General features: G+C 72.5%; 24 protein-coding genes. 5 read left to right on the top strand and 19 right to left on the bottom strand.

What is annotated here, in order from left to right; all coding sequences use genetic code 11:
• Positions 1-11: 11 nt before the first annotated feature.
• From AB0C27_RS30250 to AB0C27_RS30225, 6 genes are all read right to left on the bottom strand, one after another.
• A complete protein-coding gene (locus AB0C27_RS30250) occupies positions 12-398 on the bottom strand; it encodes a VOC family protein (protein WP_106249696.1) in 387 nt (128 codons plus the stop codon).
• Between the two features lie 102 nt (positions 399-500).
• Positions 501-2,744 (bottom strand): protein translocase subunit SecD, encoded by a 2,244-nt coding sequence (gene secD / locus AB0C27_RS30245; RefSeq protein WP_357850517.1) that lies wholly within the window; start codon positions 2,742-2,744, stop codon positions 501-503.
• Between the two features lie 43 nt (positions 2,745-2,787).
• Positions 2,788-3,129 carry a hypothetical protein gene (locus AB0C27_RS30240; RefSeq protein ID WP_357850514.1) on the bottom strand — a complete coding sequence of 114 codons (342 nt, stop codon included), beginning with the start codon at positions 3,127-3,129 and terminating at the stop codon, positions 2,788-2,790.
• A gap of 181 nt (positions 3,130-3,310) precedes the next feature.
• Positions 3,311-4,597 (bottom strand): BtrH N-terminal domain-containing protein, encoded by a 1,287-nt coding sequence (locus AB0C27_RS30235; RefSeq protein ID WP_357850511.1) that lies wholly within the window; start codon positions 4,595-4,597, stop codon positions 3,311-3,313.
• A gap of 217 nt (positions 4,598-4,814) precedes the next feature.
• Complete coding sequence (locus tag AB0C27_RS30230) at positions 4,815-5,357, bottom strand: dihydrofolate reductase family protein (protein ID WP_357850508.1); 543 nt, start codon at positions 5,355-5,357, stop codon at positions 4,815-4,817.
• 88 nt (positions 5,358-5,445) lie between these two features.
• Positions 5,446-6,579 (bottom strand): serine hydrolase domain-containing protein, encoded by a 1,134-nt coding sequence (locus tag AB0C27_RS30225; RefSeq protein WP_357850505.1) that lies wholly within the window; start codon positions 6,577-6,579, stop codon positions 5,446-5,448.
• 127 nt (positions 6,580-6,706) lie between these two features.
• Here AB0C27_RS30225 and AB0C27_RS30220 point away from each other — a divergent pair, with 127 nt between their 5' ends.
• Positions 6,707-7,201 (top strand): helix-turn-helix transcriptional regulator, encoded by a 495-nt coding sequence (locus AB0C27_RS30220; protein WP_357850503.1) that lies wholly within the window; start codon positions 6,707-6,709, stop codon positions 7,199-7,201.
• Between the two features lie 48 nt (positions 7,202-7,249).
• On the opposite strand, the gene AB0C27_RS30215 is transcribed toward AB0C27_RS30220, so the two are convergent.
• From AB0C27_RS30215 to AB0C27_RS30205, 3 genes are all read right to left on the bottom strand, one after another.
• The gene (locus tag AB0C27_RS30215; protein ID WP_357850499.1) at positions 7,250-7,981 is read right to left on the bottom strand and encodes a class I SAM-dependent methyltransferase; all 732 of its coding nucleotides are present in this window, start codon (positions 7,979-7,981) and stop codon (positions 7,250-7,252) included.
• Positions 7,982-8,009: 28 nt separating this feature from the next.
• Positions 8,010-8,687 (bottom strand): response regulator transcription factor, encoded by a 678-nt coding sequence (locus AB0C27_RS30210; protein WP_357851389.1) that lies wholly within the window; start codon positions 8,685-8,687, stop codon positions 8,010-8,012.
• 68 nt (positions 8,688-8,755) lie between these two features.
• Entirely contained in the window at positions 8,756-10,012 is a 1,257-nt protein-coding gene (locus AB0C27_RS30205) for a sensor histidine kinase (RefSeq protein ID WP_357850496.1), read from the bottom strand.
• 168 nt (positions 10,013-10,180) lie between these two features.
• Between AB0C27_RS30205 and AB0C27_RS30200 the strand changes: the two genes are divergently transcribed.
• On the top strand, positions 10,181-10,867 hold the full coding sequence (locus AB0C27_RS30200) for a hypothetical protein (protein WP_357850493.1): 687 nt from the start codon (positions 10,181-10,183) through the stop codon (positions 10,865-10,867).
• A 21-nt stretch (positions 10,868-10,888) separates the two neighbouring features.
• On the opposite strand, the gene AB0C27_RS30195 is transcribed toward AB0C27_RS30200, so the two are convergent.
• Complete coding sequence (locus AB0C27_RS30195) at positions 10,889-12,238, bottom strand: potassium transporter TrkG (protein ID WP_357850490.1); 1,350 nt, start codon at positions 12,236-12,238, stop codon at positions 10,889-10,891.
• Between the two features lie 247 nt (positions 12,239-12,485).
• Here AB0C27_RS30195 and AB0C27_RS30190 point away from each other — a divergent pair, with 247 nt between their 5' ends.
• From AB0C27_RS30190 to AB0C27_RS30180, 3 genes are read left to right on the top strand one after another with little or no spacing between them, the layout of a single operon-like run.
• Positions 12,486-13,010, top strand: a complete 525-nt coding sequence (locus AB0C27_RS30190) for a phosphoheptose isomerase (protein WP_357850487.1) — start codon at positions 12,486-12,488, stop codon at positions 13,008-13,010.
• Complete coding sequence (locus AB0C27_RS30185) at positions 13,007-13,225, top strand: HypC/HybG/HupF family hydrogenase formation chaperone (RefSeq protein WP_357850484.1); 219 nt, start codon at positions 13,007-13,009, stop codon at positions 13,223-13,225. The genes AB0C27_RS30190 and AB0C27_RS30185 overlap by 4 nt, the downstream gene beginning before the upstream one ends.
• The gene (locus AB0C27_RS30180; protein ID WP_357850481.1) at positions 13,222-13,824 is read left to right on the top strand and encodes an SIS domain-containing protein; all 603 of its coding nucleotides are present in this window, start codon (positions 13,222-13,224) and stop codon (positions 13,822-13,824) included. Before AB0C27_RS30185 ends, AB0C27_RS30180 begins: the two co-directional genes overlap by 4 nt.
• A 42-nt stretch (positions 13,825-13,866) precedes the next feature.
• On the opposite strand, the gene hypE is transcribed toward AB0C27_RS30180, so the two are convergent.
• From hypE to AB0C27_RS30135, 9 genes are all read right to left on the bottom strand, one after another.
• Positions 13,867-14,961: a hydrogenase expression/formation protein HypE gene (hypE, locus tag AB0C27_RS30175; protein WP_357850478.1), complete on the bottom strand. Its 1,095-nt coding sequence runs from the start codon at positions 14,959-14,961 to the stop codon at positions 13,867-13,869.
• A gap of 96 nt (positions 14,962-15,057) precedes the next feature.
• Positions 15,058-16,203, bottom strand: a complete 1,146-nt coding sequence (gene hypD / locus AB0C27_RS30170) for a hydrogenase formation protein HypD (RefSeq protein ID WP_357850475.1) — start codon at positions 16,201-16,203, stop codon at positions 15,058-15,060.
• Positions 16,204-16,212: 9 nt separating this feature from the next.
• Positions 16,213-16,485 (bottom strand): HypC/HybG/HupF family hydrogenase formation chaperone, encoded by a 273-nt coding sequence (locus tag AB0C27_RS30165; RefSeq protein WP_346113759.1) that lies wholly within the window; start codon positions 16,483-16,485, stop codon positions 16,213-16,215.
• Positions 16,463-16,834, bottom strand: coding sequence for a hydrogenase maturation nickel metallochaperone HypA (locus AB0C27_RS30160; RefSeq protein ID WP_357850472.1), 372 nt, complete (start codon positions 16,832-16,834; stop codon positions 16,463-16,465). The genes AB0C27_RS30165 and AB0C27_RS30160 overlap by 23 nt, the downstream gene beginning before the upstream one ends.
• A 119-nt stretch (positions 16,835-16,953) precedes the next feature.
• On the bottom strand, positions 16,954-17,766 hold the full coding sequence (locus AB0C27_RS30155; protein WP_357850469.1) for a hydrogenase maturation protease: 813 nt from the start codon (positions 17,764-17,766) through the stop codon (positions 16,954-16,956).
• On the bottom strand, positions 17,759-18,778 hold the full coding sequence (locus AB0C27_RS30150; protein ID WP_357850466.1) for a hypothetical protein: 1,020 nt from the start codon (positions 18,776-18,778) through the stop codon (positions 17,759-17,761). The genes AB0C27_RS30155 and AB0C27_RS30150 overlap by 8 nt, the downstream gene beginning before the upstream one ends.
• Before the next feature lie 4 nt (positions 18,779-18,782).
• Positions 18,783-19,421, bottom strand: coding sequence for a DUF6084 family protein (locus AB0C27_RS30145; protein ID WP_357850463.1), 639 nt, complete (start codon positions 19,419-19,421; stop codon positions 18,783-18,785).
• Position 19,422: 1 nt separating this feature from the next.
• The gene (locus tag AB0C27_RS30140) at positions 19,423-19,641 is read right to left on the bottom strand and encodes a hypothetical protein (RefSeq protein WP_357850460.1); all 219 of its coding nucleotides are present in this window, start codon (positions 19,639-19,641) and stop codon (positions 19,423-19,425) included.
• Positions 19,638-20,276: DUF5947 family protein (locus AB0C27_RS30135; protein WP_357850457.1), on the bottom strand; the 639-nt coding region annotated here is incomplete at its 5' end. The genes AB0C27_RS30140 and AB0C27_RS30135, both read right to left, overlap by 4 nt.

Here is a 20,276-nt window from a genome sequence, read left to right as displayed (position 1 = left end):
CGGCCCCGGCGTCAGCGGGCGTCGCGCCGCAACGGGTGGTCGGCCGGAACCTGCACCAGAACGATACGGTGACCGTCGGGATCGGCGATCCACAACTCGATCAATCCCCAGGGTTCTGTGCGGGCCTCGCGGAGAACGGTGACGCCGGCCCGCCGGAGGCGTTCCTCCTCGCGGGCGACGTCGCGTACCTGCATCCACAGCGACACACCGGGCCCGGCGCCGTCCGGGGAACTGCCCGACAGCTCCAGCAGTCCCTGGCCCAGGAAGAAGACGACGCCGGGGTGGTCCGGCGGGCCGAACTCGCGGTAGACGGCCAGGCCGAGCGTCTCAGCGTAGAAGCGGCGGCTGCGGGCCGGGTCGCGGGGACGCAACAGCACACGACTGCTCAGCACCTCCATGCCGGACCCCTTCCCCGCTCGCCCAGCCCCTTCTCCCTCGTCTGGACACCTTCCCCACGCCCGGCCCGCCGTCACCTCAGCGCCGTCGTCACAACACCGTCGTCACAACACCGCCCCCGATCCTGTACGTGCCTTGCGCTCGCGCGGGGCGGCCGGCTGGGGCGGCGGGCGCCGGTCGAGGCGGCCGAGCAGGATCGCCGCGGGCCCGGCCACGAAGGCCGACGAGAGCGTGCCCGTCACGATCCCGGCCACCAGCGCCATGGCGAAGTCCCGCAGCGAGTCGCCACCGAAGAACATGAGCGCGACCAGGATGAACAGCGCGCCGAGGCCGGTGTTGACGGTGCGCGGCATGGTCTGCAGGATCGCGCCGTTCACGGCTGAGGCGAACGGCTCACCGCGCCGGGCCGTCCACAGCTCCCTGACCCGGTCGAACACCACCACCTTGTCGTTGACCGAGTAGCCGACGACCGTCAGCATCGCGGCCAGGAACACGCCGTCGATCGGCTTGCCCAGCCAAGCGAACAGCCCCGCCACCACGATCACGTCCACCACCAGCGCCAGCACGGCCGCCGCGCCGAACGTCCACCGGAAGCGCGCGGCCAGATACACGAGCTGCATGGCCACCGCCACGCCGAGCGCGATCAGGGCGTTGCGGCGCAGCTCCTCGCCCAGGCTGGGGCCGATGAACTCCTCGCGGGTCTTGGTCACCTCTCCCGCCTGGGTCTCCAGGGCCTGTTCGATCCTGGCGGCCTGCTCGATGCCGAGGTTCGCGGCGCGTACGGAGACGCCGTCGCCGTTGACCTGCACCACCGCCGTGGGGAACCCGGCCCGCGACACCGCCTGCCCGGCGGCCTCGGCCGAGATCGGCCTGGACGTGGCGAACTCGACGAGCCGGCCGCCGGTGAACTCGACGCCGAAGTTCAGCCCGCGCGCGGCCAGCCCGGCGACGGCCACCGCCGCGACCGTGCCCGCGACCGCCAGCCACACCTTGCCCGCCCGCATGAGCTGCGGGTTCCTGCGCGTCAGCCAGGTCCTGACCGCCCCCGCCGAGCCCAAACCGGACAGGCGCGGCCCGATCCGGCCGATGACGGCGTGGGCGAGCACGCGGGTGATGAGCATGGCCGAGACCAGCGAGGCCAGCACGCCGACGGCCAGCGTGACACCGAAGCCCTTCACCGGTCCTGAGGCCAGCCAGAACAGCAGCCCGGCGGCGATCAGGGTGGTGACGTTGGAATCGGCGATCGCGCTCCAGGCGTTCTTGAACCCCCGGTCCAGCGCGCCGCGCAGCCCGCGGCGCGGCGCCTGCTGGTACTCCTCCCTGGCCCGTTCGAAGACCAGCACGTTGGCGTCGATGGCCATGCCGATGGCCAGCACGAACCCGGCCAGCCCCGGCAGCGTGAACGTCGCCCCCATCGCGACCAGCGCCGCGTACGAGATCACGCCGTAGCAGAGCAGCGCGATCACCGACAGCAGCCCGGCCAGGCGGTAGACGGCCACGATGAACACGGCGGTCAGGATCAGCCCAGCGACCGCCGCCTCGGCGCTGGCCTTGATGGCAGCCTCGCCGAGCGTCGGGCCGACCGTCCGCTGCTCGACCAGGTCGAGCGGGACCGGCAGGGCGCCGCCCTTGATCAGCACGGCCAGATCGCGTGCCTCCTCGTGGGTGAACGAGCCGGTGATGTCGGCGCGCCCGCCCGGAATCCCGGGGCCACAGGGCACGGACGGATCCATCGGCGGCGAGGAGATGACCTCCTTGTCCAGCACGATGGCGACGCGGCGCTGGGGGTCGCCCTGCGGCCGGCAGGCCGCCTGGCCGGTCAGCTTCTGCCAGGCCGCCGCGTCGCGGAAGCTGAGGCTGACCCACCAGCCGGGGCCGCGCTGCGGGTCGCTGCTCTCGACGGCGTCGCTCACGCCGTCGCCGGTGATGGCGGCGGGTCCCAGCTTGAGCGGCTGACCGTTCTCGTCGCGCACCGCCGTGCCGTCGCCCTCCTCGGCGGCGCCGAGCACGGGGTGGAAGGCGAGCTGCGCGGTACGGCCGATGACCTCGGCCGCCTGTCTCGGGTCGAGCACTCCCGGCAGCTCGACGATGATCCGCTGCTCGCCGGAGCGGACCAGGGTGGGATCGACCACGCCGAGCGCGTCGGCACGCTGGCGCAGGACGTTGATCGCGCGGTCGGTGGCGGCCGCGTCGGCCTTGACCGTGGGCGAGTCTTTCGTCTCGAAGACGAGCTGGGTGCCGCCGCGCAGGTCCAGGCCCAGACGTGGCGCGGCGTTGAAGGTGATGACCAAGGAGATCGCGATGACGGCACACGCCGCCACCGCACGCCAGAACGGCGCACGGAACATGAAAGCCTCCACAGGCTCGTGACGTGCGGAAAGAAGACGTTCTTCAGCGCACTGTGGAGGGAGGCGCCCGCGCGGCCGCCGCGAGCGGGCGACGGGCCGGCGGGGTGCCGGCGGCCGGGTCGCCGACGACGACGGCCCACGGGGCGTGGAACGCCGGGAGGCCGGTCGCGAGCGCGGCCGGGGTGCCGGTCGTGCTGCCGGGGCCCGCCCACGCTCTTAGGGCCGGGGCCGGGGGCGGTAGCTGCCGTACCCCGGAATGGTGCTGGTCGGGCCGCCACGCCTGGGCCTGCGCGACGGTGATCTGCGCAACGGCCTGCGCGTGGGCGGCCGGTGGGAGGAACCAGGAGAGGAGGAGCAGGAAAGCGGCCGACAGCCGAGTACGCATGACCCCTCCCTCCTCCGACGACTCACCCTAGCCGCACGCGGACGAAAGCGGCGCTTCCTCCCAAGAGAGGAGATTGGCCGTCACTCCGGTACGTCGGCGGCCTCGCGCGACCGAACGGCCGTCACTCCGGCAGGTCCGCTACTCACCACCCGGCCATCCCGTCGCCGGGTTTCGCCGGTCGTCAGGTCAGCAGGGCCGACAGGCGGTCGATCGCGGCCCGTTCCGCCTCGTAGATCGCGCTCACCCTGGCGCTCAGCGCGGCGAAGAGCGGGCCGGGATCGCCATCGGCGGCGAGGGAGTCGTTCGCGGCGGCGCGGGCCGCCCACAGCTCCTCGGCGGCCGATGCCGCCGCAGGCCCGCCCTCCGTGCCGTCCGCCATGACGCTCTCCTTGACGGCGGCCGTCAGCTCCCTGATCCGGGCGAACTCCGGCACCCGCGCGGGCAGCGCCTCCTCCGCCAGCTCGTGCCAGAGCCCCGAGCTCTCCCGGAAACGGGCGGCCGGCTCCGCGAGGGCGGGCCGGTCGAGCAGGGCGGCGGCCTCGTCCAGCGCGTCGGCGAACAGGTCGCGCAGGTTCCCGCCGTCCATGCCGACCGGCTGCGCCCCCTCCCAGATCGACAGCAGCGCGCCGGCCAGGCCGCGCCGGTCGGCGAAGACCTTGGGCCACGCCTTGGCGTTGCGGGTGTCCACCAGCAGCCGGGCCCACTTGCGCCAGGCGGGCAGGGAGAAGGAGTCGGACGCGGCGGACAGGTGGGCCACGCAGTCGCGCAGCCCGTCGAGTGCGGCGGCGGCCAGCGTGGCCTCGTCCGGCGGGCCGGAGGGGCGGAGCATATGCAGGACGTTCCGGTACGAACCCACCCGCGCCCGCGCGGCGTCGAACCGCTCCCTGGGAACGTGGATCGGCGCCCGGCCCCGGTCGTCCAGGTAGACGCCGTCCTCGTCGTGCCGGTAGGCCACCACGGGGTGCCCGCCGTACCCGTCGAGCGTGGCGGGCAGGTGCCAGTAGCCCAGGTGGTAGCGGTCGGGCAGCACCACGCAGGGCCGTCCGGCGTCCAGCTCCGCGCTGAGCTTGGTCGCGGCGGCGCGGGCCCCGGCGGTGCGGTGCTCCTCGTACGGCACCCCGAGCCGCCCGAGCGTCTTGGCCATCCAGCGGTCGTGGTACTGCCACTGGTTGCGGAAGCCCAGCACCACGTGGCGGGAGTCGTCGTGGCGGAACTCCCACAGGATGTAGCCGGCCCCGATGCCGCCGCCGGCCAGGAACACCAGCGGCTCGCTGACGGCGGCCCCCTGGTTGGCCAGCACGGACGCGATGACGGCGCTGGACGGATGCCTGCCGCCCGAGAAGCGCCACCCGCCGTCGCTCGCCTGCTCGGCGCGGCCCGCGACGTGCAGGCGGGCCGTCGTGTAGCTCTCGCCCGTCTTGGCCATCCGCGCCCTGACGCGCGCCTTGAGCTGCTTCTTGCTGGTCATGTACGACTCTTCCCGCGGCCATCGCCAGGACCCGGCCCACGCCCGCGGCCCGTGGCGGCCACGAAAGATCGCCGACCGGTCGGTACGCGGCTCCCGAGGCTCCTCGCGTCCCCTTTGCCTCCGCTTCGGGCGGGCCGCGTGGGAGCCCACTCTGGAGGTTCGGCGGGAGAGTGCCGCCGTCCTGTCGGATGCTAGTACAGGACGGCGAGGGCCGCACCTAGCGCTTCGGACCGTAGGTCAGGACGACGATGCCCGAGGTGAACGGGGTCGTCCGCAGCAACTGGAGGTGGGTGAGATCGATCAGGCCGCTGAGCAGCCGGTCGCCGCCGCCCGCGAGGACGGGGAACATCCAGAAGTGGAACTCGTCGACCAGCCCGTGCTCGATGAGCGTGCGGTCGAGCGCGCCGGTGCCGTACTTGAGGATGTTCTGGCCGGGCTGCCGCTTCAGCTCCGCGACGGCCTCGGCGACGTCGCCCTCGATCAGGTTGCCGTTCCATGCCTCGGCGCTCTTGAGCGTGGTGGAGGCGACGTACTTCGGCATGCTGTTCATCTTGTCGGTGTACGCGTCGCCGGAGCGGCCGGCCCACGCCTCGGCGAACCCCTCGTACGTCTCCCGGCCCAGGAGCAGCGTGTCGGCCTCGAACAGCAGCTTCGAGGCGTACTCCTGGTGGTCCTCGTCCCAGTAGGGGGCGCCCCAGATGTGCGGGTCGCCGATGACGCCGTCGAGCGTCACGAACGTGGATTCGACGAGCTTCCTCATTGTGGTCTCCTTCGTCAGTGCCTCGCTGTTGAGATCACCCTTCCGTACGGCGCTTACCGAATCCTTAAGGTCGAAATTCATAACGGGCTCAACCACCTGCGCCACCGCTCGTGGGTACCGCCGCGGTCCGCGCGCGGCAGGCGACGCCCCACGTCAGCGGTTCCATGAGGTCTTCCAAGTCCCACCGCCCTCGCTGGTAGGCGTGGTTACTGGCCCAGAAAACCATGACGTCGTCGTCCAGGGACCTCGCGAGGTTCGCCAGCGACCACGAGTTGCCGCCGTCGTGCCAGGCGATTCGTCCGGCGTCCGTGTCGGAGATCACCCAGCCGTATCCGTAGGACTCCTGGGAGTCGGGCACGCGTACCTGCGGGCTGAACATCTTCCCCTTGGCCGTCGCCGACAGCACGCCGGTGCCGGACAGGGCGCGGTGCCAGCGGAGCAGGTCCCGGGCGGTGGAGAGCATGCCTCCGTTGCCGCGCAGGTTCCAGTACGGGCCGTCCTGCGCCCACGGGTGGGCGATCGGCCTGCCGTGGCCGGCTCCCTTGTCGTCGTACTCCACCGCGATCCGGCCCGTCTCCCACTTCGGCAGCACGTACCCGGTCCGGGTCATGCCCGCGGGAGAGAACAGGTGCTCGGCCAGGAAGTTCTCGTAGCCGAGCCCGGAGACCTTCTCGATGATCGCGGCGAGCAGCCCGTAGCCCATGTTCGAGTAGTGGAACGTCATGCCGGGAGCCGATCGCGGCTTCGAGGCGAGCGCCCTGGCCAGGAACTCGTCGCGGGACAGGACGTCATAGTCGTCGCCGAGTCCTTCGGCCAGTCCGGCCGTGTGCGTCAGGAGCTGGTGCAGGGTGATCGGCCGTTTGCCCGCGGGGACCGGACCGAGGTGGCGGCTGACCGGGTCGGTCACGCGCAGCTTTCCCATCATCTCCAGCTTGAGGATCGCGGCCGCGGTGAACTGCTTGGTGATCGACATCACGTCGTACACCGTGTCGCAGCTCGCCCGGACGCCGGCTGCGCGGTCCGCCAGGCCGAAGCCCTCGCAGTACGCGATCCGGCCGCCACGGGCGGCCATGACTGTCCCGCTGCCCTCCTTCGGCATGGTGTCGGCGACGAACACGCCGATCGGGCCCGGGTTCGCCGGACAGGTCATGGCGCCGTTTCCGCACGCGGTCAGCGTGATCATGGCGGCAAGGAGCACGCCACCCACACGAAGCCACCTCATTCGACCTCCTGAGCGTCGAGGGGGCCACCACCTTGACCACCGGGTCGCGCTCTGATCAACATGTCGAGATGTCCGAGGTTGTGCGGGACACCGTACGGCCAGCTCAGAGAATCACCGGAGGATGACCATGACCACCACACCCGCACCGTCACCGGCCGGGATCGCCGATGCCGCCGCTTTCATGGCCGAGCTGCGGCGGCTGAAGAGGTGGTCGGGGCTGAGCTTCCGGCAGCTGGACCGGCGCGCCGCCGCGGCAGGTGACACTTTGCCCTACTCCACCGCCTCGACCATGCTGGGCAAGGACCGGCTGCCGCGCCCTGAGCTGCTCGTCGCGTTCGTCAAAGCGTGCGGTGTTGCGGATGACGATCTGCGGGTCTGGCAGACCTGCCACGCCGGGATCGCCGCGCGCCAGGCCGGCCGGTCACGCCCGCCTGCCCCGGACGCCCCTCCTGTCGCCGTCCCAGCCGCGCTCCCGCCGACCGCGCGGCGTTCCTTCACACCCGTGACGATCATCGCGGCGACGGCTCTGGTCATCGCGTCGCTTACTGGAGCCGGCCTGGCCGGCGGACTGAGCGACACCTCCGATACCGAGGTGCACGTGCTCATCGACTCCCGTGGGTAGAAATGCGGGAACCCGGGCGGACTCCACACGGCGGCCTTGGGGGCACCCTCACTCTTCGGGTCGGCGGGCGAAGAACACGAACTCTCTGCCCGGCCGGTCGGGAGCGTCCCTGATCTCCTCCAGGACGTATCCGGCCGCCGCCAGGTCCGCCTCGATCTCGTCCCGCTCGCGGAAGCGCAGCGTGGACTCGGAGGTCAGCACCGCCCCGTCGGCGGCGAACACATACGTCCATCTGAACGTCACCAGCGGGCCGCTGACGTCGATCAGGTCGGCCCACGACTCGACCACGCCCGTCCCCGGCACGTCGGTGACCTGGTGCGTCTCCTCCCTGTTCCAGTGCTCCCAGGCGCGCCTGGCCGGGTCGCGGGTCTCGAACACCAGGTGCCCGCCTGGCCGCAGCGCCTCCCGCGCGCCGGTCAGCGTGCCGCGCCAGGCGTCCGGCTCGACGACGGCCTGCGCCACGTTCGCCGTCATGACGGCCAGGTCGGCCCGCATCGGGGGCAGGGCCGTGGCGTCGCCGTGGATCCAGCGCACCCGGTCGGCGCCCGGTTTGCCCCTGGCGACGTCGAGCGAGGCCGCGGCCGGGTCGACGCCGGTCACCTCGATCCCGCGTTCGGCCAGGAGCAGCGCGAACGTGCCGGTGCCGCAGCCGATGTCGAGCACGGTACGCGCGCCCAGCTCGGCGGCGACGGCGACGTAGACGTCGAGGTCGCTCCTGTCGGGGTCCAGCGGGTCGTAGACGGCGGCCAGCCGGGGGTGCTCGAAAATCGCGTCAGCCATCCGCCGAACCTACCGGCGCCGGGGTCGGTCAGCCGCTTGTGGGGTGGGCGTTCCCTGACACCCAGAGCGCGAGCTGGGTGCGGTCGCGCAGGCCTAGTTTGCGCAGGCAGCTGGAGATGTGGTTCTTGGCGGTGCCCTCGGTGATGTGCAGCCTGCGGGCGATCTCACGGTTGGCCGCGCCGGCGGCGACGAGCCTGGCGATCTCGTACTCGCGCTCGGACAGACTGCCGGGCGGCCCGTCCGTGTCCGCCTGCGCTGCCGGTACGGGCGCCGCGCGCAGCGCGCTGACCAGCCGTTCGCTCGCGGCCCCGCCTAGGACGGTCTCGCCGCGCGCCGCCCGTCTGATCGCCGCCACGAGTTCGTCCGGCGGTACGTCCTTGAGCAGGTAGCCCTTCGCGCCCGCCCGCAGGCCGCCGAAGATGTAGTCGTCGTCGTCGAACGTCGTCAGGATCACCGGCGCGACCTCGGGGAACTCGGCTCGTAGCCGGGCGACCAGCGTCACGCCGTCCATGCCCGGCATGCGGGCGTCCACGAGCGCGACCTGGGGCCGCTCGCCGTCCGGGGTCCGCGCCAGCAGGCTCAGCGCCTCCTCGCCGCCGGCGGCGGTGGCGGCGATCTCGATGCCCGGCTCGATCTCCAGGAGTTTGCGCAGCCCCTCGCGCATCAGGATGTGATCGTCCACGAGCAGGACACGAACGGCCCCCACCAGAGCGGCCCCATCGCCGACGGGGTCGGGCATCGGGTTGGGCGTCGGGTCGCGGGTCGGGTCGGCCATCAGAGCGGCACCGTCGCCCTGAGGGTGAAGCCTTCGCCCGCGCGGCCGGCGACGTCGAGTGCGCCGCCGACGCCGTGCAGGCGTTCGCGCAGGCCGCGCAGGCCGAACCCGTTCTCGGTCGCGCCGGGCGCGGCTCCCGTGCCGTCGTCGGTGACGGAGACCTGGACCCGGTCCGGCGTGCAGTCGAGTGCGACCTCGATGTGGCGGGCCTGGGAGTGACGCAGGGCGTTGGTCAGGCCCTCCTGGACGACCCGGTAGCAGACCAGCTCGCGGTTCTCGTCCACATCGGGCCAGGTGCCGGTCATGGTGAAGGCGACGCCGGTGTCGTCCGAGCCGAACGACTCGGTCAGGACCCGCAAGGCTGCGGGCCCTTTCAGGCCCTCCATGCGCAGGGGTTTGAGCGCGCGCACCCAGCGGCGGGTGTCGGTCAGCGCCTCCAGCGTCAGCTCGCGCGCCTGGCTCACCTCGTCCCAGGCGGCCTCGGGGCGTACGGTGCGGTAGCGCTGGGCGTTCTGCAGGCCCACGTTGATGACGGTGAGATAGTGGCCGACCGAGTCGTGCATGTCCCGCGCCATCCGCGCACGCTCCTCGGCCACCGCCAGCTCACGCGAGCGTGCCGCATGCCGTTCGAGCTCGGCGTGGGCGCGTTCGAGGTCGGCATGGGCTTGTTCCAGTTCGGCCAGGAGGCGGCGGGTCTCCTCCGCGCGGCTGTGCGACTGGAAGAGCGCGATCACGACCAGGAGCAGCACCAGGCAGAGCAGCAGCATGAGCGTGCCGTTGACGGCCGCCCCGATCAGCGTCTGGCGCGGGTTGAACGCGCTGACGCCGAAGCCGAGCAGCCCGGCGACGGCGGTGTAGGCGAGCGCGCCGCGCAGGCCGAAGACGACCAGGGCGTTGCCGACCGCCAGGCCCACGATGATCGGGGCGCTGGCCCCGCCGGGCGACAGCAGCGGCAGCGACACGACCAGGAACGCCACGCTCGCCGCCCGGCGTGACGGCGGCGCTTCCCTGCGCCAGGGCAGGAGCGGCCACAGGACGGCCGCGAGCACCAGAGCCCCGGCTCCCGTCCAGGAGATCACCGCGTACAGCGCGCGGTCGCCCGGCGGCACCTGGTCGATCACCGGGAGGGCGCCGACGAGGACCACGGCGCAGATGCCGGCCGCGGCCCAGAACAGCACGCTGAACACGATGGGCGCGCGTCCGCCGGAGAACCCGACCCAGCGCTCCAGCTCCCGCATCGATCTCGGCTGCTGCATAGCCGCAGCATAATCGCCGCGATCGTCCGGATAAGAGTGCCGATGGTCATGTTCTGGCGGGTGACGATCGGCATGGGTACGGACATGACCGGCAGGTGCCCGATGACGGATGTTCCGCCCTGATCACCGAAACCTACGATCGCAGCACTTCGAGCGATGGGGGGCGGCATGAACGTCGATGCAGAGGCCGGACGGGACGGGCTGGACGGGGCGGTGAGGCGGGTGCCGTGGGCGGGGGTCGTGGTGACCGTGGTCAGCCTGATCGCCATGGTCGCCATCGCGTGGGCGCTGTGGGACTCGCTGCCGGAGCTGGTGACGACGCAGGAGGCCAGGGGGCGCCGTGGACGCATTCAGGTGCCGCGGATCGTCCTGGCGGCGGCGCTGCCGGCGGCCGTGGTCGCGCTGGCCGTGATCATGGCGCTCGCCTCCGTGGTCGCCGGCCGTCTGCGGGCCTGGTTGCCGCCCGCGCTCGTCTCCTCGCCGCGCGCGCAGGCCGCGTCCACGAACGCCGTCTTCGTGCTGCTGCCGCCGTTCATCACCGTCTTGCACACCGGGTTGCTGCTGGAGACCGCCGGTCACCACGTTCCCCTGCCGCAGGTGGTGACGGCCGCGTTCGGGCTGGTGATCGCGGGCCTCGGCGGCGTCCTGCCGCGGCTGCGTCCCACGCGCCCCGACCCCGCCGGGGACCGGGTGCGGCGCGCGGGCGCCGTGGCCATGATGCTGCTGGGCGCCGGATGCGTGGCAGGCGCCTTCCTCCTCCCCGCGCTGCCCGTCGCGGTGGCCGCGGCGTACGCGGGCGGGGGGATCGCCGGGCTGACGATCCTCCTCGCACGGTTGTGGCCACGCCACCGCTGACCACCGGCTGGCGGGCGCGTCTCAACCGACGATGACGCGTTCCTCGGGCAGCTCGTAGCGGCGGATGCGCTGCTTCAGCGCGAGCGCGGAGCCCAGCGTGAGCGGCCCGATGCGGCCGATGAACATCAGCACGCTGAGCAGCACGTGCCCGGCCAGCCCGGTGTCCGCGGTGATGCCCGTGGACAGGCCGTTGGTGGCGAAGGCCGAGATGATCTCGAACAGCACGCGGTCGAATCCGTACGGCGTCATGATGAGCATGAGCCAGGTCGCGAACGTCACCACGACGATGCCCAGTATGCTGATCGACAGCGCCTGCCGCTGGGTCGCGGCGGGCAGGCGGCGGTGGCCGATGTTGACGTGGCTCTCGCCGCGCAGCTCGGACCAGACCATGAACAGCAGGAAGCCGAGCGTGGTCACCTTGATGCCGCCGGCCGTGCCCGCGCTGCCGCCGCCGATGAACATCAGCACGTCGGTGAGCAGCCACGACGACGGGTTCATCGCGGCGATGTCGAGGGTGTTGAAGCCGCCGGAGCGCGGCATGACGGCGGTGAAGAAGGCCGCCAGCAGCTTGTCGCCGTCGTTCAGCGGGCCCATCGTGGCGGGGTTGCGCCACTCGGTCATCAGGAACGCCAGCGTGCCGCCCGCGATCAGCACCGTGCTCAGGCCCACGGTGATCCGGGTCAGCAGGGACCAGCGGCGGGGACGGCGCCAGGTGCGCAGCAGTTCGAAGACGACGGGGAAGCCGAGCCCGCCGACGATCACGGCCAGCGCGATCGTGACGCAGATCCAGGGGTCGGTGACGTACCGCATCAGGTTGTCCGGCCACAGGGCGAAGCCGGCGTTGTTGAACGCCGACACCGCGTGGAAGGCGCCCAGGTAGGCCGCGCGGCCGAGCGGCTCGCCGTAGCCGATGGCGAAGCGGCCGGCCAGCACCACGGCGACCACGGCCTCGCAGATCAGGCTGAACACCACCACCTTGCGCAGCACGTGGCCCAGGTCGGAGGCGACCACGGACTTGGTCTCCAACTGCGCGGACAGGCGGGCGCGCAGGCCCAACCGGCCGGAGACGATGACCGTGATCACGGTGGCGAGCGTCATGATGCCCAGGCCGCCCACCTGGATGAGCAGGGCGATGACGACCTCGCCGAAGACCGACCAGTGGGTCGCGGTGTCGACCACCACCAGGCCGGTCACGCAGACGGCGGAGGTGGCGGTGAACAGCGCGGTGAGCCAGTGGGAGGAGTCGCCCTCGGCGGTGGCCTGCGGGAGGGCGAGCAGGAGCGTGCCCACGAGCACGGCGGCGCCGAACCCGGCGGCGATGACCACCGTGGGATGCCCGCCGCGGCCCGCCAGGGCGGGACGGCGCGTCATCGCACCTCCCGCCGGCCGCACCGGCCGTCGTCGTCCATCGCAGAGCCTCCGTCGGGCCACCCGGCCAAGGACGCCGCCGACCAGCCTTCCCGGCACACCGGGCCATACCGTAGCGCAGCCTCAGGAGCCGCCGCCAGCGGCGCTGCCCCCGGTGACGGGCCTGGGGGAGGTAATCAGGGGGGCGGATGGCCGAAGCTTGAGGTGTCCCTGCGGGCGGCGCGCCCGCGTGCTGGGCTGAAATGGGAACATGTCTGATCTGCTCGACCCTGATCGGCTCGGCTCTGATTCGCTCGGCTCTGATCGGCTCGGCCGGGCCCGCGCCGAGCGCGCCGCTCCCGGTGCCGCGCTGGCACAGGACGCGGCGGAGATCGTACGGGCGGCGCAGGCCATGGCCGGGCGCTTCGGGCGCGGCGGGCGGCTGCTGGCCTTCGGCGCCCCGGCGGACGCGGCGCACGTGGCGGTGGAGTTCACCCATCCGGTGATCGTGGGAAAGCGCGCACTGCCGGCGCTCGCGGTGGACGCCGTCCGGCTTCGCACGCTGGGCCATCCCGAGGACATCGCGATCGGCATCGGGATCGGCGACGGCGAGGTGCTGGAAGTGGCGCGGGGGCTGGGGATGTTGACGGTCGTCCTGGCCGCCGACCCCGGCGGTGTCGTGGCCGATCATGTGCTGGTCGCGCGCACCTCGGATCCTCTGATCGCCAGGGAGCTGCATGTCACCACCTATCACCTGCTCTGGGAGCTGGTCCACGTGTTCCTGGAGTCCTCGTGAACGTTCCCGGCGATGCCGCCGACGCCTGCGAGCGCTGTGTGACCTGCGGCGACGTCGCCGTACCCGTGCGGATCGCGCGATTGTTGCCCGACGGGCTGGCACTGGCCGACACCGGTGACGGCACCGAGGAGATCAGCGTGGCGCTCGTCGCGGCACGGCCCGGTGACACCGTGCTCGTGCACGCCAAGGAGGCGATCGCGGTGGTGGAACGATGACCGGTACGACGCTCTACCCCTTCCTGCGCCGCGATCCGCTGGACCTGACCGCGTCCACGGCGGCCAAGGCGCGCGAGAGCCTGGAGCTGCGGCTGCGCGTCCTGGACGAGCTCGGTCCCGGCCTGGCGGCGTGCGCGTCGGCGGTGGCGGCGGCGCTGAGCGGGGGCGGGCGGGTCTTCGCGTTCGGCAACGGCGGGAGCAGTACCGACGCCGAGTCCGTGGCAGAGCTGTTCGTCGAACGGGGCCTGCCCGCGATCTCGCTGGCCTGTGACTGCGCGCTGGTGACGGCGCTCGGCAACGACGTCGGCTTCGAGGTGGTCTTCGCCCGCCAGCTGGCCGCGCTCGGCGGGCCGGGCGATGTGGCGCTGGCACTGTCCACCAGCGGCGGCTCGGCCAACGTGCTGCGCGGGCTGGCCGAGGCCGGGCGACTGGGCATGATCACGATCGGTTTCGCCGGCTCGGGCGGTGGGCGGCTGGCCGCGGAAGGGCTGGCCGAGCACCTGTTCGTGGTGCCGTCGTCGTCGGTGCACCGCATCCAGGAGGCCCAGGCGACCCTGTACCACCTGCTCGCCGAACTGGTCGCGGCCGAAACGCCTTAGCAGGGCCGCCCGGCATGCGGTGGCCGGCCGTCGGTGAGGGGGTCAGCAGATGCGGGGCAACGGGTCGCCGACGAGGACCTCGACCACGCGGGTGCCGCCGACGGCGGTGCGGAGCAGGACCATGGCGGCGGGCTCAGGAGCCACCGTGCCGATGACCGCGGCCTGCTCGCCCAGCGGATGGGCGCGCAGGGCGTCCAGGGCGCGGGTGGCGTGCTCGCCGTCCACGACAGCGACGAAACGGCCCTCGCAGGCCACGTAGAGCGGGTCGAGGCCGAGCAGTTCGCAGACGCCGGTCACCTCCGGGCGTACGGGGATCGCCGCCTCCTCCAGCACCACGGCCACGTTCGAGGCGGCGGCCACCTCGTTCAGCACCGTGGCCACGCCGCCGCGCGTGGCGTCGCGCAGCGTCCTGACCCGGCCGCCGGGCAGGGCGTCCAGCAGCCCGGCGACGACGCCGTGCAGCGGCGCGGTGTCCGAGACGATCGCGGCCTCGATGTCGAAGTCGCCCCTGGCCAGCATGACGGCGGCGCCGTGGGCGCCGATCGGGCCGGAGACGAGGACCGCGTCGCCGGGCTGAGCGGCGGCGGCCGAGAGCGTGACGGGCCGTTCGATGACGCCGACGCCGGTGGTGGTGATGTAGCAGCCGTCGGCGCGGCCCCGCTGGACGACCTTGGTGTCGCCGGTGACGATCTGCACGTCGGCGGCGGCAGCGGCGGCGGCCATGGAGGCCGCGATCCTGCGCAGGTCCTCGACCGGCAGGCCCTCCTCCAGGATGAACCCGGCCGACAGGTAACGCGGGCGGGCGCCGCACATGGCCAGGTCGTTCACGGTGCCGTTGACGGCCAGGTCGCCGATGTCGCCGCCGGGAAAGAAGAGCGGGGAGACGACGTACGAGTCGGTGGTGAAGGCGAGGTTGACCCGTACGCCCTCCTCGTCCGCGCCGAGGCGCAGGGTGGCGCCGTCCTCCAGCGGTTCGAGCAGCGGGTTGCGGAACGCGTCCAGGAAGACGGCCTGCACCAGCGTCTGCGTGGCCCGCCCTCCTGCGCCGTGGGCGAGCGTGATGCGCTCCTCCCTGACGACCGGCCTGCGCCGCCGGGCCCGCTCGATCCGATCGAGCACCTGCTGTTCCGTGCTCACGCGCGCCCGGCCTTTCGCCCGACCCCGGGCATCTGCTGTTCCGTGCTCACGCCGGGCTCACCTTTCGCTCGCTGCCGGGCGCCTGCCGTTCTGCGGTCACGCGCGGCTCACCTCTCGCTCGCCGGCCGGCCCGCGGGTCCTGTCGCGGGTGAAGCGGCCGAAGTTGTAGTAGGCGGCGCAGGCCCCCTCCGAGGAGACCATGCAGGTCCCGATCGGCGTCTCCGGGGTGCAGGCGGTGCCGAACACCTTGCACTCCCAGGGCTTGAGCACGCCCTTCAGCACCTCGCCGCACTGGCACGAGCGCGGGTCGGCGACGCGTATCCCGGGCAGGTCGAAGACGCGTTCGGCGTCGAAGGCCGCGTACTCCTCGGCCATCGCCAGCGCCGAGTGGGCGATGAAGCCCAGCCCGCGCCACTCGAAGTGCGGCCGCAGCCGCATCACCCGCCCGATCGCCTCCAGCGCGACCGGGTTGCCCTGCCAGGGCACCACCCGCGCGTACTGGTTCTCCACCTCGCACCGCCCCTCGGCCAGCTGGCCGAGCAGCATGTGCACCGAGGTCAGGATGTCCACCGGCTCGAAACCGGCCACGACCAGCGGCTTGCGGTAGTCGCGGGCGATGAACGCGTACGGCTCGCAGCCGATCACCGCGGACACGTGGCCGGGGCCGATGAAGCCGTCGAGGCGCAGGTCCGGCGAGTCGAGGATGGCCTTGATCGCCGGAATGATCATGACGTGGTTGCAGAAGACGGAGAAGTTCTTCACGCCCTCGGCCGCCGCCCGCAGCACGGTCATGGCGGTGGACGGCGCGGTGGTCTCGAAGCCGATGGCCATGAAGACGACCCGCCGGTCCGGGTTCTGCTTGGCGATCTTGAGCGCGTCGAGCGGCGAGTACACCATCCGGATGTCCGCCCCCGCCGCCTTGGCGTCGAGGAAGGATCCGGTACCGCCGGGCACGCGCAGCAGGTCGCCGAACGAGGTCATGATCACGCCGGGCTGCCCGGCGATGTGCACGGCGTCGTCCACCCGGCCCATCGGGATCACGCACACCGGACAGCCAGGACCGTGGACCAGTGACACCTCCGGCGGCAGGTGGTCTTCCAGCCCGTGCTTGTAGATGGTGTGCGTGTGTCCGCCGCACACCTCCATGAACGCGTACGTCCGTCCTGGACGGCACCGTGCCGCGATCCCGGCGGCCAGGGCGCGCGCCCGGTCCGCGTCGCGGTACTCATCGACGAAGCGCATGTGCCCTCCTCAGGAGATGTCCGACGCGCGCAACGCGTCGATCTCGTCCTCGTACGGCTGCCCGAGCCCTTCCAGGTACGCGAGCACGGCCTGCGCCTCGTCCTCGGAGATCTTGGACAGCGCGAATCCCACGTGCACGAGCACCCAGTCGCCGGGGTTCAGCTCCTGCCCGTCGAGCAGCCCGATGTTGACCCTCCGCCGTACCCCGCTGACCTCGACCACGGCCAGGTCGTCGTGCCCGCCGGCCGGGCCGACCAGCTCACCGGGAATGCCCAGGCACATCGGCCACCGTCCCCTCGCCGCCGAACCAGACCGACTCCAGCACCAGCTCGTCGCCGCCGCTGACGCTCACGTCGCCGCTGCCGCAGGCCGGGCACGCGGCCAGCGCGTCCATCGACTCCGACCGCCCGCCGCAGGGCACGCATTCGATCGTGGCCGGCACGATGACCAGATCGATCACCGCGTCCTGCGCGGCCGTCCCCGCGGCGGCCATGGTGAACGCCTGCCCGAACGCCTCCTCGACGACCGCGTGCCTGGCCCCCACGCGTACCCGGGCCGAGGCCACCGGCCGGCCCGCCGCCTGGTTGTGGATCAGATCGACGAGTCCTTCGCACAGCCCGATCTCGTGCACCTACATCCGCTCCATCCTGATGTACCGGCGGATCTCCGGCCACTGGTGGACCACGATCGCCGCCAGCCCGCAGAGCAGGAGCAACCGCACCATCCGCGACTTCCACATGCCACGTCACCTCATCCGTGAGCACGATCGCGGCAGCCCCGTCCGGCGCTTTCCGCAATCATTTCCATAACCAGGGCATTCACCAGACCGGCCGCCTCCGGGACGGCCGCCTGCACGGGGGCGCTCAGCTCGTACAGCGCCTCGCCGGCGCTCTCCGGCTCGCAGCACACGATCCGGATCAGGCGCGGCACCGGGCCCAGCTCCGCGGCCAGCCGCAGCACCTTGACCGGGTCCATGCCGTGTGTCTCCAGCGGCTGCCCGGCGCTCCCGTCTCGTTCCGCGAGGGTTACCGGGTCCAGGACGGTGAGGGTGCCGGGTGGCTCGCCGCGCGGGGCCGCGTCGACGAGGATCGCGGCGTCGTAGTCGCGTTGCAGCGCGTAGACCAGGTCCATGCCGCGGATGCCGAAGTCCACGACCTCGACGCCGGGTGTGCGGGGCGCGGCCGACAGGTGGCGGGCCACCTCGACGCCGAAGCCGTCGTCGCCCAGGAAGACGTTGCCGATCCCGGCCACCAGGACGCGGAACGTCCGCTCGCCGAGCGGCTCGATCTCCTCGGCCGCGTAGAAGAAGCGGTGGCCGGGCAGCCGGGCCTCGCCCAGGTCCCTGCCGGGGTCGTCGTCCACGGTGACGGCGAAGTGGAACGCGCCCTCCTCGTCCTGCTCGACCGCCTCCACCACGCCTTCCCTGCCCGTCAGGACCAGGTCGAGCACGTCGGCGGTGCCCCTCGGGCGCAGCCGCACCCGGCTGCCCGCGCGCACCTCGACCCCGTCCACGACCACCACGGAAGGGCCGCGCCCCTCCATCCGGGTCCAGAAGTCACCCATGTGTCCCTCCCCTTTCACCGGCCGCCGCCGGGCCTCTGCCGCGCCAGGTGCCGCTGAGGCGCATGAGCTCCTCCTGGGTGAGCGCCGTGCAGCGGTCGAGGATCTCGCGCGCGCGTGGGTCGCCGGCCCGGATCTCCTCCCGTTCGCCGTCGCTCAGCGCCAGTACGCAAAGCGTGAGGAGCTGGTCGATCTCGGTCGCGTCGAACAGGTCGCCGGGGCTCTCCGGCGCGATCTGCGGCTGGTCGTACAGGATGATCGGCGCCGACAGCACGGTGTGCAGGTCCTCCCCCGCCAGCACCGGCCACAGGCCGTCGTTGCGGCAGGCTTCGGCGTGCTCGCGCAGGTCCGGCGGCGGGTCCGTCTGGGAGACGAAGCGCCCGTCCGGCGCGTGCAGGACGACGTGCGCGGACACGAACGTGCGAGCCGTCGTCTCCTCCCGCGTGCCGCCCGGCGGCCATGGCGTGGTGTTGACGACGTCGGCCGTGACCCGGAAGAGCCTCGGCCCCAGCCGCTCGGCCCGCACCTCGACGTGCCCGCACAGCGCCTCCCACCGGCGCACCACCTCTGCCGCCCGCTCCTCGCCCGCCGTGCGCGCCTCCCGCGCCGCGCCCTGCTCCCCCGCCGCGCGTTCCTCGCCGGCCGCGAGGTCGATCCGCGCGAGGGCCGGGTCGCCGCCGAGGGTCAGGTCCGGTACGTGTACCTCGCGCTCGCGTGCCTCCTCGCCCCGCCCGGCCGCGCCGATCCTGGCCACGACGTGCAGGAACCGTACGGACACCGCGACGGTCGCGCCGGGATCGGCCTCGACGAGGCACTCGGTACGGATCCGCGACCGGTCGCCGCACCCCTCGGGATGGACACCGCCGATCGTCCAGCGGTGCCGGTTCTTCAGCGAGGACTCGCGGTAGGGCCACAGCAGATAGCCCTCGTAGAGCACCGCCCGCGCGATCCGCCTGACATGCTCGGCCCCGCTGCCTTCCGCCTCGAAAAAATCGTCCGTGCCGCTCACCGTCATGTCGTCAGCCCTTCGCCAGCAGTGAGCGGATCACGTCGTCCCAGCCGGTAAGCGTGTGCCGCACCTTGTACGCGTACAGCCGGTCGAACTCCTCCCGGCCCAGCCGCACCCACGCACCGCCGGGAAAGTGGCGTTCCATCAGCTCCCGCCACACCCGCACCGGCATCGCGAAGGCCGCCTCGGCCCGTCTGGGCAGGTGCGCGGCCTGCAGCCGGCCGCCGTCCAGGTAGAAGACGGTGCCGGTGAACAGGAAGTCCAGCGGTGCCACGCCGTCCTCCAGCCCGTGGAAGTACTTGGCGGCGGCCACCTCGAAGTCGTACGTGCACGGCACGGTGATCCGGGCCTTCGTGCTCCCGGTGAAGCCGGGCACCTGGGTGACGGTCTGCGTCCACAGCAGGCTGGACAGGTTGCGCGACCACTCGTCCGGCGGGCCGAACAGCTCGGCCAGCCGTTCCTTGTCACGCTCGTCGTAACGGCGGCGGGTGGCGTCGATGCGGATCTGGGTGGCGAGCGTGAGCGAGCGGACCTCGTGCCCGCCGGCGGCTCGCAGGGTCAGCGTGAAGTCGAGGGCGGGCACGGCGGCGGGCCCGGCCGGCTCGACGCCCTCGACCTCGATGCTCAGCTCTGGCGGCGCGGAGGGCATGTCAGGCGGGCGACAGGTTCGGCATGCTGGGGTCGATCGGGTCGTGTTTGCCGGGGTTGATGCCGGTCGAGCGCTTGGCCGTGGAGCGGCCGTCGGGCAGGTGGCCGTCCTGTTTGTCATAGTTGCCGGTGGCGTTGCCCTCCTTGATGCCCTTGACGTGGGCGGGCGCGTCGGGCTTGACGTCCGGATGGCCGGTCCTGATGGGTTTGCGCGCGCTCATGCGGGGCTCCTGTCGTCGCTGAGGTCGGTGAAGAAACGGGCGATCCGTTCGCGTACGGCCGGGCCGCCGGTCAGGCCGCGCCAGTGGGAGCGGACCAGGCCGACGAGCCGGTAGCAGTCGTCGAGCGGGACGATCCAGGCGCCGTGGTCGCGGTCGAGCAGCAGCGCCTCGACGTCGGGCTCCAGCAGCTTCATGAGCGGGTCGTCCCAGGCCGGGCCCGCCACGGCGCCCGCCGGGCTGGGGTAGTACATGACGCTGCGGCCGGCGCCCGAGTCGCGTACCAGGAAGACCGTGCGGACGGGGGCGCTCAGGCCGGACCAGGTGAAGCCGTCCTGCCGCTCGCGCCGCCGGGGCACCAGGCGGTACTGGGTGCCGCCCGCTGCGGCGTTGTCGAAGAGCACCTGGCAGGCGCGGCAGGCGCAGCACAGCTCGCGGGTGGTCAGGTCGAGCAGGTGCCGGTGGCCCTCGGGTACCGGCTCCCCGCACAACTCACACCGCTCCTCCCCACCCGGCCCGCCGTCGTCCGGTGCGGGTGCGGTGGCGGGTGCGGTGGCGGGTGCGGTGGCGGGTGCGGTGGCGGGTGCGGTGGCGGGTGCGGTGGCGGGTGCGGTGGCGGGTGCGGTGGCGGGTGCGGT

Source organism: Nonomuraea sp. NPDC048882 (assembly GCF_040649755.1).
GTDB lineage: Bacteria > Actinomycetota > Actinomycetes > Streptosporangiales > Streptosporangiaceae > Nonomuraea > Nonomuraea maheshkhaliensis.
Note: the sequence above shows the minus strand (reverse complement) of the source record. Positions and strands in the feature narration are given on the sequence as shown.

Coding starts and splice junctions, on each gene's coding strand:
- AB0C27_RS30165 (WP_346113759.1), bottom strand. CDS start 16,485: ATGTGCCTGGGCATTCCCGGTGAGCTGGTCGGCCCGGCCGGCGGGCAC.
- AB0C27_RS30140 (WP_357850460.1), bottom strand. CDS start 19,641: ATGAGCGCGCGCAAACCCATCAGGACCGGCCATCCGGACGTCAAGCCC.
- AB0C27_RS30180 (WP_357850481.1), top strand. CDS start 13,222: ATGACCGGTACGACGCTCTACCCCTTCCTGCGCCGCGATCCGCTGGAC.
- AB0C27_RS30145 (WP_357850463.1), bottom strand. CDS start 19,421: ATGCCCTCCGCGCCGCCAGAGCTGAGCATCGAGGTCGAGGGCGTCGAG.
- AB0C27_RS30195 (WP_357850490.1), bottom strand. CDS start 12,238: ATGACGCGCCGTCCCGCCCTGGCGGGCCGCGGCGGGCATCCCACGGTG.
- AB0C27_RS30250 (WP_106249696.1), bottom strand. CDS start 398: ATGGAGGTGCTGAGCAGTCGTGTGCTGTTGCGTCCCCGCGACCCGGCC.
- AB0C27_RS30240 (WP_357850514.1), bottom strand. CDS start 3,129: ATGCGTACTCGGCTGTCGGCCGCTTTCCTGCTCCTCCTCTCCTGGTTC.
- AB0C27_RS30220 (WP_357850503.1), top strand. CDS start 6,707: ATGACCACCACACCCGCACCGTCACCGGCCGGGATCGCCGATGCCGCC.
- AB0C27_RS30155 (WP_357850469.1), bottom strand. CDS start 17,766: ATGGGTGACTTCTGGACCCGGATGGAGGGGCGCGGCCCTTCCGTGGTG.
- AB0C27_RS30225 (WP_357850505.1), bottom strand. CDS start 6,579: ATGAGGTGGCTTCGTGTGGGTGGCGTGCTCCTTGCCGCCATGATCACG.
- AB0C27_RS30190 (WP_357850487.1), top strand. CDS start 12,486: ATGTCTGATCTGCTCGACCCTGATCGGCTCGGCTCTGATTCGCTCGGC.
- AB0C27_RS30230 (WP_357850508.1), bottom strand. CDS start 5,357: ATGAGGAAGCTCGTCGAATCCACGTTCGTGACGCTCGACGGCGTCATC.
- AB0C27_RS30235 (WP_357850511.1), bottom strand. CDS start 4,597: ATGACCAGCAAGAAGCAGCTCAAGGCGCGCGTCAGGGCGCGGATGGCC.
- AB0C27_RS30215 (WP_357850499.1), bottom strand. CDS start 7,981: ATGGCTGACGCGATTTTCGAGCACCCCCGGCTGGCCGCCGTCTACGAC.
- AB0C27_RS30200 (WP_357850493.1), top strand. CDS start 10,181: ATGAACGTCGATGCAGAGGCCGGACGGGACGGGCTGGACGGGGCGGTG.
- secD (WP_357850517.1), bottom strand. CDS start 2,744: ATGTTCCGTGCGCCGTTCTGGCGTGCGGTGGCGGCGTGTGCCGTCATC.
- AB0C27_RS30150 (WP_357850466.1), bottom strand. CDS start 18,778: ATGACGGTGAGCGGCACGGACGATTTTTTCGAGGCGGAAGGCAGCGGG.
- AB0C27_RS30205 (WP_357850496.1), bottom strand. CDS start 10,012: ATGCAGCAGCCGAGATCGATGCGGGAGCTGGAGCGCTGGGTCGGGTTC.
- hypD (WP_357850475.1), bottom strand. CDS start 16,203: ATGCGCTTCGTCGATGAGTACCGCGACGCGGACCGGGCGCGCGCCCTG.